General features: G+C 41.2%; 10 protein-coding genes and 1 tRNA gene. 5 read left to right on the top strand and 6 right to left on the bottom strand.

Translation table 11 applies throughout. The features are described 5' to 3' along the window. Positions 1-370 precede the first annotated feature (370 nt). Together N6B01_RS04870 and N6B01_RS04865 are read left to right on the top strand one after the other, a co-directional pair. The gene (locus N6B01_RS04870; RefSeq protein ID WP_262080181.1) at positions 371-1,780 is read left to right on the top strand and encodes an FAD-binding oxidoreductase; all 1,410 of its coding nucleotides are present in this window, start codon (positions 371-373) and stop codon (positions 1,778-1,780) included. A 150-nt stretch (positions 1,781-1,930) separates the two neighbouring features. Beyond that, positions 1,931-3,250, top strand: coding sequence for an MFS family transporter (locus tag N6B01_RS04865; protein ID WP_262080180.1), 1,320 nt, complete (start codon positions 1,931-1,933; stop codon positions 3,248-3,250). Between the two features lie 261 nt (positions 3,251-3,511). Here N6B01_RS04865 and rnr read toward each other — a convergent pair whose 3' ends face one another. Together rnr and topA are read right to left on the bottom strand one after the other, a co-directional pair. Next, positions 3,512-5,755: a ribonuclease R gene (gene rnr / locus N6B01_RS04860; RefSeq protein ID WP_262080580.1), complete on the bottom strand. Its 2,244-nt coding sequence runs from the start codon at positions 5,753-5,755 to the stop codon at positions 3,512-3,514. A 53-nt stretch (positions 5,756-5,808) separates the two neighbouring features. Then, positions 5,809-8,532, bottom strand: a complete 2,724-nt coding sequence (gene topA / locus N6B01_RS04855; RefSeq protein ID WP_262080178.1) for a type I DNA topoisomerase — start codon at positions 8,530-8,532, stop codon at positions 5,809-5,811. A gap of 353 nt (positions 8,533-8,885) precedes the next feature. On the opposite strand from topA, the gene N6B01_RS04850 reads away from it, so the two are divergent. Continuing rightward, complete coding sequence (locus N6B01_RS04850; RefSeq protein ID WP_262080177.1) at positions 8,886-9,122, top strand: hypothetical protein; 237 nt, start codon at positions 8,886-8,888, stop codon at positions 9,120-9,122. Here N6B01_RS04850 and dprA read toward each other — a convergent pair. From dprA to N6B01_RS04830, 4 genes are all read right to left on the bottom strand, one after another. After that, on the bottom strand, positions 9,083-10,339 hold the full coding sequence (gene dprA, locus N6B01_RS04845; RefSeq protein ID WP_262080579.1) for a DNA-processing protein DprA: 1,257 nt from the start codon (positions 10,337-10,339) through the stop codon (positions 9,083-9,085). The two genes, N6B01_RS04850 and dprA, sit on opposite strands and share 40 nt — an antisense overlap. Positions 10,340-10,345: 6 nt before the next feature. After that, the gene (gene plsY, locus N6B01_RS04840) at positions 10,346-10,963 is read right to left on the bottom strand and encodes a glycerol-3-phosphate 1-O-acyltransferase PlsY (protein ID WP_262080176.1); all 618 of its coding nucleotides are present in this window, start codon (positions 10,961-10,963) and stop codon (positions 10,346-10,348) included. A gap of 1,126 nt (positions 10,964-12,089) precedes the next feature. After that, positions 12,090-12,164 (bottom strand) — tRNA-Glu (locus tag N6B01_RS04835). A 74-nt stretch (positions 12,165-12,238) separates the two neighbouring features. After that, positions 12,239-13,546: a YcbK family protein gene (locus N6B01_RS04830; RefSeq protein WP_262080175.1), complete on the bottom strand. Its 1,308-nt coding sequence runs from the start codon at positions 13,544-13,546 to the stop codon at positions 12,239-12,241. Between the two features lie 554 nt (positions 13,547-14,100). Here N6B01_RS04830 and N6B01_RS04825 point away from each other — a divergent pair. Next, the gene (locus N6B01_RS04825) at positions 14,101-14,454 is read left to right on the top strand and encodes a hypothetical protein (protein ID WP_182419174.1); all 354 of its coding nucleotides are present in this window, start codon (positions 14,101-14,103) and stop codon (positions 14,452-14,454) included. Between the two features lie 203 nt (positions 14,455-14,657). Further along, positions 14,658-15,842, top strand: a complete 1,185-nt coding sequence (locus N6B01_RS04820) for an LL-diaminopimelate aminotransferase (RefSeq protein WP_182419173.1) — start codon at positions 14,658-14,660, stop codon at positions 15,840-15,842. The last annotated feature ends 214 nt before the right edge of the window (positions 15,843-16,056 follow it).

Below are 16,056 nucleotides of genomic sequence, written 5' to 3'. Positions count from 1 at the left end.
TTTATTAACTTCATTTATAAACGCCCTTACTAGAAATAGCATCCACAACAATCCATGAGTTACAAGTTGTATCGAAATTTAAAACAGTTGGATATTCTAGATAACTTGGCTAAGCCTTGTAAAAAGCCAAATCTACCTGACTTTTCGTATAGCGAATAATTCTCAATGGATGTTTTAACCTTTTAGTCTTTTTCACATAAATGCTGAATGCACGTCTAAGGGCGAAACTGGTTAGGAGTGAATGAAAAATCTTTTTTAAGATTTTTAATTACTGTTAAAGGCAACGCTTTTCATATAGCTTTACCATGACTACTTTAAACGCTGGCACCTATGCCAATATTAGCAACTTTTTTGATTTAAGAGGTAAAACATGACACCAGATTTAATCGAGCGCTTTGTTGCTATTGTTGGTAGTAATAACGCAATTACGGATCCCGATATTTTAAGCTCTTATTTAATTGAGCAGCGTGGGCTTTATCACGGCAAGACGCCGCTTTTATTACGCCCGCAATCTACTCAAGAAGTCTCAAAACTAATGCAGCTGGCCAATGGAACAAAAACCGCCATTGTTCCGCAAGGAGGCAATACTGGTCTCGTCGGCGCCCAACAGCCTGATACAAGTGGCAACCAAATCATTATTTCATTAGCGCGGCTCAATAAAATTCGCTCCTTAGATGTGGAGGGTAATCTTATATTGGCAGAAGCTGGCGTTATTTTAAAAAATCTACAAGAAGCCGCCGATGAGGCCAATCGACTTTTTCCGCTTTCACTTGGTTCTGAAGGTTCATGCCAAATTGGCGGCAACCTGTCGTCGAATGCTGGTGGTACTGCCGTGCTATCCTATGGCAATAGCCGGGAATTATGTCTTGGTGTTGAAGTTGTATTGCCTGATGGCCGCATATTGGATGATTTACGCCAAGTTAAAAAAGATAATAGCGGATATGATTTAAAAGATCTTTTTATTGGAGCCGAAGGTACGCTAGGTATTATTACAGCGGCAGTGCTAAAACTATATCCAAAGCCACGCGGCAAAGCTGTAGCATATGTTGGCGTAAAATCGCCTTTTGAAGCGCTTAAGCTTTTTACTATTGCCCATGATAAGGCGAGTACTATGCTTACGGGATTTGAATTAATGCCGCGCATAGGACTAGAATTTACGGTTGATTACAACGCTAAAAGTCGCGATCCATTCTCTGCGCCCTACCCTTGGTATGTATTGATTGATATTTCCTCTCCCCACTCAGATAGTGAAGCACGCCAATTCATTGAAGATATTTTAAGTGAAACCTTTGAAAAAAATATTATTCTAGATGCGGTTATTGCTAGCAATAAAACACAAGAGAACGAATTCTGGACTATGCGTGAAGAGATGTCACCGGCTCAAAAAAAACAAGGTGGCTCGATTAAGCATGACATCTCCGTTCCTGTAGCTTCAATTCCAGATTTTATTGCTGAAGCGGGCGAATTGGTTGAAAGCCTTATTCCTGCGGCTCGCATCGTCTGCTTTGGCCATATGGGTGATGGCAATCTTCACTATAATATCACTCAACCAATTGACATGGATCGGCAAGAATTTTTGTCCAAATGGGCTGATGTTAATCATCATGTTCACACGCTTGTTATGCGCTATGGTGGTGCCTTTTCTGCAGAACATGGTATTGGCCAACTCAAAAGAGAAGAACTTATTGCCTTTAAATCCCCAGTCGCCATCGATTTAATGCGAAAAATTAAATCAGCCTTTGATCCAAATGGCATTATGAACCCGGGAAAAATGTTATAAGCTTATAACTTATATTTGTACTTTAGCATGTTGATAATGATTTATTTCGCAAATATTGTTAAATATGGCGCAAATATGGCTATTCTATTATTGCAATATGGCAGGCGATCAATAATAAAAATATAGAATAATTCTTAGGAGGACACAGATATGCACTCACATGAAGCTGATTCACATCAGCCAGACCCGCATGATACACGTAAAAGAATTTATGCAATTGTATCGAGCGCCTCTGGCAACCTAGTTGAATGGTATGATTTTTACGTATATGCATTCACATCAATTTATTTTGCTGCGTTATTTTTTCCATCAAACGGCGACACAACCCAAGAGCTATTGAAGGCAGCAGGCGTTTTCTTTGTTGGCTTTCTTATGCGCCCCATTGGTGGCTGGTTATTTGGTCGCATCGCCGATAAATATGGGCGCAAACGCTCATTGCTTATTTCCGTTTTGATGATGTGCGCCGGTTCATTTTTAATTGCGCTTTTGCCGACTTATGAAACAATTGGCATATTAGCACCAATTTTTCTTTTGCTTTTGCGTATGTTACAGGGACTTTCCGTTGGCGGCGAATATGGTACGACGGCAACTTATATGAGTGAAGTAGCACTTAAAGGTCGTCGCGGATTTTTCAGCTCATTCCAATATGTAACTCTCATTGGTGGTCAATTATTGGCCTCACTGGTGGTGTTTATTCTTGCTAGTTATCTGAATGATGAGGCTTTGAAAAGCTGGGGTTGGCGCGTTCCATTTTTCATTGGTGGTTTAGCAGCAATTGTGGCGCTTTACTTGCGTTCAAACCTTCATGAAACTTCAACAGAGGAAACACGCAAAAGTAAAGAAGCAGGTAGCATTGTCGCTTTGTTGCGCAATCATGGCAAAGCATTTTTATTGGTACTTGGTTTTACTGCGGGTGGTTCTTTAACTTTTTATACCTACACTACCTATATGCAAAAATTCTTAGTAACAACTGCAGGTTTTGAGAAACATGCTGCAACAACTTTGATGACTGCAGCTCTTTTTGTTTTCATGATAATACAACCATTTTTCGGTATGCTTGCAGATCGTATCGGTACCAGAAAATCACTGCTTATTTGGACGGTATTATCGATCATCTGCACAATTCCCGCGCTAAAAATCATTGGCAGCGCAACATCGCCCTATGTCGTATTTTTTACCATTGTGGTCATGCTCGCCATTACTAGCCTATACACCTCTATTAGTGGTATTGTTAAAGCTGAAATGTTCCCCGCTTCAGCTCGGGCGTTGGGGGTTGGTCTGTCTTATGCGATTGCAAATGCAATTTTTGGTGGTTCGGCTGAAACCGTTGCACTTGGAATGAAACAACTTGGACATGAAAACTATTTCTATATTTATGTAACAATCATGATGGTCGTTGCATTTATCGCCGCACTGCTCATGCCTGATGCTCGCAAAAAAGGCTATTTGCAAGGCCATGGCATCCACTAAATGAGCGCAGTTTGACCATGAATGCCTGTGGTTATATTAGCTAGAGCTATTTAATTTCAAAAAAAGCTCTAGTTATTTATGCTATATTTTAAACAAAAATCTTTCTGAAATTGCTAAAATAATTTAAAAAAAGCCGCAACAATGTAATATTGTTGCGGCTTTTTAAATATTTATGATGAAATATTCAATATCGAGATTTTAACCAATAAGACGATGAGCTTTTCTTGTTATAATTGGAACAGAAGCCGAAAAGCATTTTTATCACCTACGGCGGCCCCGTTGCGGCTTTTGCGCCATGTTACGGTTTCTTTTGCCTGTTTTATGGTGAGAAAGCATTGAGAATGGTAATTCTTGCGGTTTGCTCAACATCTCAAAGCGTAAAGCACCAGCAACCGGCAAGGCTTCAACTAAACGCACAGATATAACATCCCCCATTTGGAAACCTTTTTGGCTGCGCTCTCCAACCAAAGCATGACGGGCTTCATCATAAAGGTAATATTCAGCGCCAAGCGTTGATATTGGTATAAAGCCATCAGCACCATAAGGATCAAGCTGGACAAATAAACCTGCCTTAGTCACACCGGTGATACGGCCTGAAAATTCAGCATTTATTTTATCGGCAAGATAATGCGCTATTAAGCGGTCGGTTGTTTCACGTTCTGCTGCCATAGCACGGCGTTCTGTTTGCGAAATTTGCGCTGAGATTTCGCCAAGCTGCTCTTCCTCACGATCAGTCAAACCATCATTGCCTAGCTTTAACGCCTTGATAAGCGCGCGATGCACAATTAAATCCGCGTAGCGGCGAATAGGTGAGGTAAAATGCGCATAATTATGCAGCGTTAAACCAAAATGACCAATATTATCTGGACTATATTCAGCTTGAGCTTGCGAACGCAAGACGACCTGATTTACCAAGTCCTGCTGTTCGCTGCCCTTTACTTTACTCAAAATGGCATTAAACTTAGATGGCGTAAGGTCAGCACCGCGGGCAAGCGGTAAGCCAATTGTTGCCAAAAATTCACGCAAGGTTTCTTGCTTAGCAAGCGATGGCTGGTCATGAATTCGGAAAATTAATGATTGACCTTTGCTTTTCAAGGTTTCTGCAGCTGCGACATTGGCAGCAATCATACATTCTTCAATTAAGCGATGCGCATCAAGACGCAATGGAATATAAACATCTTTAACGCGCCCCTCTTCATCAAGAAGCAGCTTCTTTTCAGGTAAATCAAGGTCCAAAGGCTCACGCTTGTCACGCGCTTTTTTAAGGCTATCATAGGCCTTCCAAAGCGGCTTCAAGATTGTGTCAACAATCGGTGCGGTTTTTTCATCCAACACCCCGTCAATTGCTTTTTGCGCTTGTTGATAGCTTAACTTTGCATGGGAGCGAATCATTACCCGATGGAAACTGTGGCTTAGCTTGTGACCATCCTTATTATAGACCATACGCACGCCCATAGCTGGGCGCTCTTCACCCTCACGCAGCGAGCAAAGATTATTAGAAATCCTCTCTGGCAGCATAGGCACAACGCGATCAGGAAAATAAACGGAATTACCGCGTTTTAATGCTTCCCTATCCATTGCCGAATTAGGACGGATATAAGCAGAAACATCAGCAATAGCTACCATAACAATGTGACCATGTGCATTGGCCTCATTGCTGTCTGGCTCAGCATAAACTGCATCATCGTGATCTTTAGCGTCATGGGGATCAATCGTTACAAATGGAATATCGCGCCAATCTTCACGCCTTGCTCCATCTTTACAATCAGCTATGACTACTGGCTTAACATTTTCAGATTCCTGCAAAACCTCTTCAGGAAAAATATGCGGTATGGAATGAGCGTAGATTGCAATCATTGAAAGTGCTTTTTCACTTTCAATACTACCCACCACTTGCCGCACCATGCCACGTTTTAAACCATAGCGGCTATCACGACCAAGTGTCACTTCAACAAGATCATTTTCCTTGGCATTTTCTAATGATTGCGGATCAATAAGAACAGGATCTTGCTTGCGATCAACCGGCTCCAACCGCCATTCGCCTTTTATCTCGCGCAACACACCAAGAACAGTATTATTTTTCTTGTCCACTTTACGAATAAGGCGCCCTGTATAGGCAGGGCCTTTTTCTTTAGATGGAAAAACTTTAGCCGTGATACGATCACCAACACCAATAGCAGGACCACCGGCGACTTTACCGGCGCGCAATAAAACAATCGGCGGCTCATCATCATGCCAATCGACAGGTCGACCAAGTAATGAACCATCTTTATCGCGACCAAAAATATCCAGCACTACAACCGGCGGTAAACTACCCTTAGAATGAATAGTTTTACGCCGCTTTTCAATAACCCCATCATCAGCCAAACTGCGTAAAAGATTTTTCAGCCAAATGCGGCCTTCGCTTTTTAAACCAAAGGCTTTGGCAATTTCACGCTTACCGTTACTTCCTGGATTATCAGAAATAAATTGCACCACATCTTCGCGGCTTGGTAGATGAACCATTGCCTTATTAGGACTAGATTTGCTGTTGCTTTTCTTTGGTTTTTTAGCCAAGATTACTCTGCTTTCTTTACACTGGCCTTTTTAGGGGCTGCAGTCTTTTTCGTCACAGCAGCTTTTTTAGGAGCGGCTTTTTTAGCAGCTTTGGGCTTTTCATCGCTATTCTCACCCGCCACCTTCTTTGTTACTGCTTTTTTGGCTGCCGTTTTTTTAGTTGCGGCCTTTTTAGCTGGCGCTTTTTTGGCTGCAGCTTTTTTTGTAGGCGTTTTAGCTGCCTTTGCAGCTAGCAAGGCAATTGCTTCTTCAAGCGTTAAGCTTGCAGGATCCATACCCTTAGTTATGGTAGCATTTATTTTACCCCAATTAACATAGGGGCCATAACGCCCATCACGCACGGTAATTTCGCCACCATCAGGATGCGCACCTAAATTAGCTATAGGTTTTGCACTTGCAGCGCTTGCACGACCACCGCTTTTATTAGCCTTGTCAGCAAGCACGCTCACTGCACGGTTAATACCAATGCTAAACACTTCATCAGCATTTTCTAGGTTAGCATATTTTCCATCATTGGCAATATAAGGGCCGTAGCGCCCAATGCTTGCTGTAATCATCGTGCCAGTTTCAGGATGCAAACCAATATCACGCGGCAAAGCCAACAGAGCTTGTGCCTTTTCAAAATCGATATCGGCCATTTGCCAACCTTTTGGTAAGCCGGCACGTTTAGCATCCTTACCATCACCACGTTGTACATAAGGACCAAAACGGCCAGTGCGCAAAGTGATATCCTCGCCAGTTTCAGGATCCTGCCCTAACACTGCAGGTTCATCACCTAGTGCTTTACCATCACCTTCACCCTCACTACCAAGCTGACGCGTAAATTTACATTCAGGATAGTTAGAGCAACCAACAAATGCACCATAGCGACCAAGTTTTAACGATAACTGCCCTTGCTTACATAATGGGCAAGAGCGCGGATCTGATCCATCTTCACGCGCAGGGAAAGCGATTGGTGCAAGTACCTCATTCAAAACATCAAGAACAGCGGTTACTCGCAAATCAGCAATATCGGTAATCGAAGACGAGAATTGTTGCCAAAAATCGCGCAAGACATCTTTCCAAACCAACTTACCATCTGAAATAAGATCAAGCTTGTCTTCAAGGCTAGCAGTAAAGTCATATTCAACATAGCGGTTGAAAAAGTTTTCAAGGAAAGCAGTAACCACCCGTCCCTTGGCTTCAGGAATAAGCTTGCGCTTATCGATATTGATGTAATCACGGTCCTGCAATGTCGCAAGAGTGGACGCATAGGTGGACGGCCTTCCAATGCCTAATTCTTCAAGCTTTTTAATCAAGCTTGCTTCTGAATAGCGTGGCGGCGGCTCGGTGCTATGCTGGTCAGCGTCAATGCGAGATTGGGTGAGCACCTCATTCTTTTCCATGAATGGCAAACGTGCGCTACCCTCATCATCTCCTGCATCTTCCTCACGAACATCCATATAGGCTGCCAAAAAGCCATCAAAACGAATAACCGAACCCGTTGCACGTAGATCGGCAATAGACTCGCCATTTCTTGCAGCTATATCAACCGTAGTTCGTTCAATATCGGCCGGTAACATTTGACTGGCTATTGCACGCTTCCAAATAAGATCATAAAGGCGATATTGGTCGGCATCCAAAAATGCCTTCATGGATTGCGGCGTGCGTGAAAAATCAGTTGGTCTAATCGCCTCATGCGCCTCTTGCGCATTTTTAGCTTTTGCTGAATAAAAGCGTGGCTTTTCCGGCACATAATTATTGCCGAAAGTTTTAGCAATCGATTTACGCGCACCATCAATACCTTCTGGCGCCATTTGCACACCATCAGTACGCATATAGGTTATGAGACCAGTTGTTTCCCCGCCAAGATCAATACCTTCATAAAGGCGCTGTGCAACTTGCATAGTGCGTGACGCCGAAAAGCTTAAGCGCGATGACGCAGCTTGCTGCAAAGTAGAAGTTGTAAAAGGAGGACCAGGATTGCGCTTTGTTGGCTTTGCTTCCACCGTTTCAATTTTGAAACTCGCACCAACTAACATTTTGCGAATTTTTTCTGCCTGCTCGCCATTCTTAATATCAAGCTTGCCAAGCTTCTTACCTTCAAAATCGGTAAGACGTGCAATAAATTTTTCCTGACGCGGCGTATTAAGTTCAGCTGCAATCGTCCAGTATTCTTCACGAATAAACCGCTCAATTTCTGCCTCACGATCGCAAATCAAACGCAGCGCTACCGACTGTACACGCCCTGCAGAGCGCGCACCCGGCAATTTGCGCCATAATACTGGCGACAAATTAAAGCCAAATAGATAATCTAATGCGCGACGAGCAAGATAAGCATTTACCAACGCATCATCAATTTGGCGAGGATGCGCCATAGCGTCAAGCACGGAGCTTTTAGTGATAGCATTAAAAACAACGCGGCTTACTGGCTTGTCTTTTAAAACGCGCTTCGCGTTTAGCACATCAAGCACATGCCACGAAATTGCCTCCCCTTCACGATCCGGATCGGTTGCGAGTATCAATTGGTCAGCATCCTTGACCGCTTTAGCAATTTCAGACAAGCGCTTTGCCGATGCGCTGTCTGTATCCCATTTCATGGCAAAATCTTCATCAGGCAAAACAGAACCATCTTTGGCTGGCAGATCACGCACATGACCAAATGAGGCAAATACCTTATAGTCGCTTCCCAGATATTTATTAATTGTTTTTGCTTTTGCTGGTGATTCGACAACAACTACTTTCATCTTCAATTCCCATTTTGGAACGAACCTATTGGTTAAATAAGTCATCCCTTGTGTTAAATCGCATCAAAATTCAATAATCGCGAAAAAAAATCTCAGCATTCAAATGAACAGTCAATGAGATAACGTCAAGTCCTGATTTAAAATTAACCATAAATAAGATGTTTTTTGGCAAAAATATCGCACTAGTATTGGCTTACCCTTGAAATATCTTATCATACAGATATTTTTAATCATTCATTCAATTATGCAATGAAACACAAATCGCCAAATATAATAAGTCAAATTTAATGTGATAAATTATTGTGTTAGGCAAACCATCGCATTAGATAAACGACTAAGAGAGCCGAGGTTACATGACCGACCAAGAGAATCAAAACATTAAATCGGCTAACGAAATTGATAAACTCGGCACAATTAACTATATATATGAAATGGCACTTTCGCTAAAATTAATGGCAGCTAAGGTTAACGAGCCACTGCTTTTTTTCTTGCTTGAAGTTGTAGAGAAAGAAAGTTTACTGAAATTTCAAAATTACAATGAGATGTTAAATCAAAAATCTGGCGCCAGTGACACCAAACCTCCCGAATGACGCAGCACCTTGCCTGCAAGGTCAAGCTCCAAAATGGCAAGATAAACCTTTGGCAAAGACAAATCACAATACAGAGCCAAAGTCTCCATATCAATCGGTGTTACTGATAAATGCCCCAAAAGAACTTGCCTCTCCTTTTTGCTAAGGTCATCATCCAAATTGCTATTATTAAGGTCACAGTGATTTAAATTATTAAGAGAAAAGCTCTGGGATATTTGCGGACTTGTCATTGATATAATGTTTCCCATGGAAGTATCATTAACTTCAAGCAAATGCTGATCGATAGCTTCTGTAAGTTCAAACGGCAGCATCTTATCAAATAATGTCATTTCAGGGCAAAGAGGTGTAAGGCTTTCAATAATATCCTTTGCACAATCAACAAGACTGGCGCCCTCTTTAATCAAACCATTAGTGCCAACTGCGCGTGGATCAAGTGGCGAACCAGGTATTGCAAAAACCAAGCGCCCATAATCAGCAGCTAATCGTGCTGTAATTAATGAACCAGAACGCTTTGCGGCCTCAACGACCAACAATCCTAAACCAATACCTGCAATTAATCGATTTCGGCGTGGAAAATCTTGCGCCCTTGGCTGCCAGCCAATCGGCATTTCACTTATAACAAGACTGCCCCTTTTTAATACATGCTGATAAAGGTCACCATGTTCAGGCGGATAAATATGATCAACCCCCCCTGCCATAACAGCAATCGTTCCAGTATTTAGGCTAGACTGATGGGCTGCCCCATCAATACCGCGTGCAAAACCCGATAGGCTAATAAGTCCAGCTTCCCCTAAGCTTGCAGCAAACTGGCTTGCTAATTTTTGCCCCGCAGCAGAAGCGTTACGCGAACCAACTATGCCAATAGCCGTTTTTTGCAATAACTTTAAATTACCCTTAGCAGATATTAGTGGTGGCGGATTATCAATAGCGCGCAATAAAGGGGGATAGTCTGGCTCACCAATGCCGATAAAATGGATATTATTACGCTGGGCAAAATCAAGCTCACGCTCTGCATCGCTTGCCTTTGCAATGCGAATCTTGCGCCCACCCCCATGCGCCACCAAATCTGGCAAAGCTAACAAAGCCTGCTCTGCTGAACCAAAGCGCTCAATCAACTGACGAAAGGTTTGAGGCCCAACATTTTCACTACGAATAAGCTGTAACCATGAAAGCCTTTGCTTTTCACTTAATTTTATCCCCCGCGTTTTAATCACAATCCCCTTTTATTTCCCTTTCGCGCCTATTTTACTCTCATTTCCAGACATTAGCCGACTAATATTACCTTTATGTTTAACAATAATCAAAAGCCCCATCAAGACTAATATTGCGGTTATAAGTGGAGAGGTAAGAAAATAGCCGGCGAGCGGCACAACGATAATCGCAACAAGTGCAGAAAGCGAGGAATAACGTGTTATAAATGCAGTAATTAGCCACACGCCAAGAAAGATAAATCCACCTTGCCAAAAAATTGCAAAAACCACACCAATATAGGTAGCAACGCCTTTCCCCCCCTTAAACCGTAGCCAAACTGGGTAAAGATGCCCCAAGAAAGCAAAAAAACCTGCAATCAACCCTGATCCAGGAAAAAGCACATTAAACAAAATAGCTGCAACAGCTCCTTTTAAAGCGTCACACAAAAGCGTAGCGGCTGCTAGTTTTTTATTTCCGGTACGTAGCACATTGGTCGCACCAATATTACCTGAACCAATATTGCGAACATCTCCTAGACCTGCAGCCTTGGTAAAAAGAAGACCAAAAGGAATTGAACCCAATAAATAACCCAGAATAGCTGCGGCGATGATCCACAAAGCTGGAATTGCTGACAATTCATCAAAAAGCATAAAGGCCAATCCTTAAATCTGACTGCTAAAAACTATCAATAACAGTTAAAACATTTTTGCTAAAAGGAAAAGCAGCCATTAATGCAAAAAGAAAATGAAAAACGAAAATTCTCGGTTTCAAAAAATATGCAATGAAATGATTTAACCCGACACTTTAAATTGCTGCCAACACTAATTATTATTATAGCTTACCTTATAAACTCCAGACATATTAAAAGCTGTAGTTGTAACGCATTTATTACTTTTTTGGTTATAATCGACAACCACCAAATAATCATGATATTAATAAAAACGGTAAGAACAATTAGTAAGCTGATCACTACCTTGCTCAATTACCCCAGCTTTAAATTTTTAAGTGTTTAGGTCAAAATTAATATATCCACTATTGGTATAAAACTGTGCAATAATATCAACAATATTCACGTCCATATCTATAAATAATTTATTATTCATTTCTTTTAATTCAAAAAATTTAAATAAAGATCCATCATTATACTCCCATTTTCCAATATACTTACTTAAATCTGCTATATAATTATCGAATATAATATTTTCTTTCGCAATCAAACCATAATAAATTTTATAAAATTATAATCTTTCATAAAACCAACGCAATAATAATCTTTATAAGCCGAATATATCATAATTTTATCTTCGTTAATGACATATGCAGCTTTTTTCAAACGGAGCGCCATCGCCATTTACACCCCCAAAATATGATTTTGTATTTACTTCGCCGACAGCAAATATTTTATCGCGCGAATTAGAATTGCATTCTATGTCTTCGCTAATGTGGCTAATTATTTTTTTGGCAACGGTTTCATCAGCAAAAGACTGACTGAGAAAAAATAGAGTTATAAAACAAGCTGAATAAACCAATTTAACCAAATGGCACATTTGAAAAACTGCCTTCTGTATTTATTTTCCCGTCATTCTACATTTTATTAATATGATATATGGTCAAAAAGAGCAATTATATGAGACTGATTTGGACTTGTCCTTTAGGGTCATGAACAAAGAAGAAATAAATGACCTGAATTAAAAGCTTAAAATATTTAAAATGCAATAAACTATATTCAAAAATGCAAATCAGCTAAGGATTTACTGCTAAACCTCAAAAGTAAAGTGGTACGCCCAAGGGGAATCGAACCCCTGTTTCCGCCGTGAAAGGGCGGCGTCCTAACCGCTAGACGATGGGCGCCCAAGCAGTGAATGGGCTTATAAACGCAAAAATTTAAATCCGCAAGCCCCATTTTAGATTTTTTTGAAATAATTCTATTTTTTTCCAGAACAAGACCAATTCCAGTCCCTTCGTGGACCAATATCGACATGGATCGCTTGGTGACAATAAGTGCCAACGCCGCCGCGCCCCGGCAGACTACGTACAAATTTAGCAATTTCGTATTTGTGAACACCAGGCACAATAATATCAGCAGCTGCGCATGACATATGGAGCGAGCGATTAGCACCATTAACCTTGCGATTATAAATTGGATTGCGATAACCGGATGTAATATAGACTGGGCGATTATAATTTCGTTCAATCGTTTTTAAGAGGTTAATTAATTGTGGCTTTAAACAACGCGCGTCAACGGCTTTATGCGCAAGTCGTAAGCCGTTTGGCAAATTCCGTCCCAAGCCACCAACTGATGCCATTTGAATCGATGGAAATGCCTCTACCTCATTTGCGTCAATATCGGTATCATCATAAAGGCTGGTACGGTGCTTAATTTCAATACCGCCATTGGGGCGCACCCCTGGCAATTCGACAGAATATTGGCTGCGATCAACTCTATCAGGCTTTATTGAGGCAAGCTTATTGGTAGCTCCAGTTTCACCACCATTTAATGAAGAATCACTATTTCCTGAAAATAATCGCAGACGCGCGCCCTTATCTTGGCTATCGGCTCGCCCTAGCAAACTCTTATCAACAGCCAAATTTTTATTATTGATCGTTGCACTAGCAGTTCCATTGTCAAGATTACCATTCTTATCGCTTGCATCGCTCACCTGCTGTTCATCATTCTTTTTATTGGAAAACATCGAGAATAACGACTTAGGCTGTTCTTTTTCAATTTTATCATTTGATTGTGTGGAAATCCCGCTATTAGCTGGATTGACTTTTACCTGCGCCTTTTCTTGTTTCGAAACATTGCTGTTTTTAGAATCACTTGGTTCACTAGTTACTACCGCTGTTGCATCACCATCATCTCGATTTTTCTTGTTGGAAAACATCGATAACAAAGTTTTAGGTTGGTTATCGGAAGCATCAGCTTCATTACCCGCCTGTCCTTGCGTACCATCAGCAACCTTCTTCTCTAAACTTGGTTGATTGCCCAAACTTGCTTGAACGCCATCTTCATCTGGAACGGGGATCACATCATTAACGCCGCCAGATTTACGCTTTTTGTTATTTTTAGCGTCTTCTCTGTCAACAGTCTTAGCGATAGAGGCAGTATCAGCAAATTGATCAGTTAGTGATGTGCAGCTGCTAACAAATGGAAAAAGAACAAAAAGTGCCCCAACTACTTTTAAAAGTGAAATGGATGGAAAAGCACTTTTGTCGTGACAAAACAGTTTCAAACAAAATCTCCAATTTGTTACCAATTTAAACCAACAATAAAAATTTATTAATAAAACGCCATTATGCTTAGTTGAATAAAAATTCAGCAAGGCTAGTATTAATTGGCAATAGACCAAGCGCTTTAAATTTTCACCTGCATTAGTTAACAACTAAAGCATGGCAAAACATCACACTATCATAATGCTGTGGCGATTGTGTTCCAGTCAATTATTATTGCGAGATTTTAACAAAAAACAACATAAAATGGTAAAGATTGATGATGATTAATCTGTAAATTAGTTGATTTACTAATAAAATAGCCGCAAATGAGGGAATCGGTTCATTCTTTACAAATGAGTTAGCGTGGCAACAACCAGCACCAAGAACTAGTTAAATTTTTTATCCCTTTTTAAAAAGATATAAAATTTAACCTTTTTTATTGCTTTTTGATTATGTTTTTGTTGAAGCCTTGACGATAAAAATGCAATAATAGAAAAGGTACAAGCATAATAAAGCCATGTCATTAGTATTTTGCTTTAATGCTACTCCTTCTGCTTGAAAAAATGGATTTAAAATGACCGTAGAAAAATATAAAAACCCTAAAATTCTTTTTACAGTCATTATAATGGCGCTTGTTGGCGCGCTTACTGGATGCGCAGGCGGCAAAGAATTTGAAACAGTACCACAAAAAGGCGCCAATAGAACTGGTGTATTTCCGCGTTTTTCACAAATGCCACAAGGAGAAACTGCGCAATTTACCAAAGCTGAGCGCGATCAGCTCGCTAACCAATTAACTCAAGATCGAAGCAATCTTGAGCGAGCGGCCACCGAGGCTGTTCCAACGGAGCAAGATATTGCACGACAAAAGCAAGCAGCCGCAAAATCTGCGGAAGAAACCTTGCGCCAGATTGAACAAGCCGGTCAATAAAAAAGCTTTCCTAGGCTGATATAAATTAAACATATCGCTAATAATGCATTTATCGAAAGGCATGTACTTAACATATATGCCTCACAATTATGCCCTACACTTTTGATTGGATAATTGATCGTTGACATAGCGACATTATTATAATCATGGTGCCTTCGTACTTTAAAATATTAACTTTAATCAACTAATAGAATGGTCTTGCCATGTCGGAAGAATTTCATAAAATTCGTCGCCTCCCGCCTTACGTCTTTGAACAGGTAAATCGCCTAAAGGCAGCCGCGCGAGCCTCCGGTGCAGATATTATTGACCTTGGCATGGGCAATCCAGATTTGCCAACCCCTAAGGCAATTGTGCAAAAACTTTGCGAAGCTGTCCAAGATCCGCGCGCCCATCGTTATTCAGCATCAAAAGGCATTCCAGGCTTACGCCGTGCGCAAGCCGCCTATTATGAGCGCCGCTTTGGTGTAAAGCTTAATCCAGATACACAGGTTGTTGCAACTTTGGGATCCAAAGAAGGCTTTGCCAATATGGCGCAAGCAATCACCGCTCCTGGCGATGTAATTTTGTGCCCAGACCCCACATATCCAATCCACTCTTTTGGCTTTCTTATGTCGGGCGGCGTTTTACGCTCTATGCCGGCAGCACCGGGTGAAGAATTTATGCGCGCGCTTGATCGCGCTGTGCGACACTCCATCCCAAAACCGATTGCGGTTATTTTAAATTATCCATCTAATCCAACCGCTTATGTTGCTGACCTTGATTTTTATAAAGAGGTTGTCGATTTTGCCAAGAAAAATGATTTGATTCTCCTATCAGACCTTGCCTATGCGGAAATCTATTTTGATGATAATCCACCGCCATCAGTGCTAGAAATACCAGGTGCCATTGATGTAACCGTTGAATTTACCTCCATGTCAAAAACCTTTTCAATGCCGGGTTGGCGTATGGGTTTTGCTGTTGGCAATGAACGATTGATTGGTGCTTTGACGCGAGTTAAATCCTATCTCGATTACGGTGCATTCACACCCATTCAAGTTGCGGCAACAGCAGCATTAAATGGTGATGGCTCGGATATTGCTCAAGTACGCTCCATATACAAAAAACGCCGCGATACCATGGTTGAAACTTTTTCACGTGCTGGGTGGGATGTTCCGCCGCCAGCTGCAACTATGTTTGCTTGGGCACCTATTCCGCCTAAATACGCCCATTTAGGATCGCTGGAATTTTCCAAGCTACTTATTGAAAAGGCAGATGTTGCAGTTTCACCCGGTGTTGGCTTTGGTGAACATGGCGATGACCATGTACGCATTGCATTGGTTGAGAATGAACATCGCTTACGCCAAGCAGCACGCAACTTGAAGCGCTTTTTCTCTGGCGATGATGCGTGATGTAATTCAAATTATGTTTTCACGGTTAGCACTATTACTAACCGTGAAAACGATTTTAAATACCAGTGCTTCGACTTATAAATAAACTCATTAGATCACCAGATATCAACTATAAAATTCAACAGCTCCATCATATTATATTGCGCAAATTTTTCCTCCGCACGGCCAAAAATCATTAAGACAATTATAAAATAGAATGATAGACAGAGCGTTG

It is taken from the genome of Bartonella sp. HY406 (assembly GCF_025449315.1).
GTDB lineage: Bacteria > Pseudomonadota > Alphaproteobacteria > Rhizobiales > Rhizobiaceae > HY038.
This window is presented reverse-complemented; position numbering and strand designations above follow the sequence as displayed.

Excerpts from the sequence above, each read along its gene's own strand:
- N6B01_RS04870 (WP_262080181.1), top strand. The coding sequence starts at position 371 with ATGACACCAGATTTAATCGAGCGCTTTGTTGCTATTGTTGGTAGTAAT.
- N6B01_RS04825 (WP_182419174.1), top strand. The coding sequence starts at position 14,101 with ATGACCGTAGAAAAATATAAAAACCCTAAAATTCTTTTTACAGTCATT.
- N6B01_RS04865 (WP_262080180.1), top strand. The coding sequence starts at position 1,931 with ATGCACTCACATGAAGCTGATTCACATCAGCCAGACCCGCATGATACA.
- topA (WP_262080178.1), bottom strand. The coding sequence starts at position 8,532 with ATGAAAGTAGTTGTTGTCGAATCACCAGCAAAAGCAAAAACAATTAAT.
- N6B01_RS04850 (WP_262080177.1), top strand. The coding sequence starts at position 8,886 with ATGACCGACCAAGAGAATCAAAACATTAAATCGGCTAACGAAATTGAT.
- plsY (WP_262080176.1), bottom strand. The coding sequence starts at position 10,963 with ATGCTTTTTGATGAATTGTCAGCAATTCCAGCTTTGTGGATCATCGCC.
- rnr (WP_262080580.1), bottom strand. The coding sequence starts at position 5,755 with ATGGTTCATCTACCAAGCCGCGAAGATGTGGTGCAATTTATTTCTGAT.
- N6B01_RS04820 (WP_182419173.1), top strand. The coding sequence starts at position 14,658 with ATGTCGGAAGAATTTCATAAAATTCGTCGCCTCCCGCCTTACGTCTTT.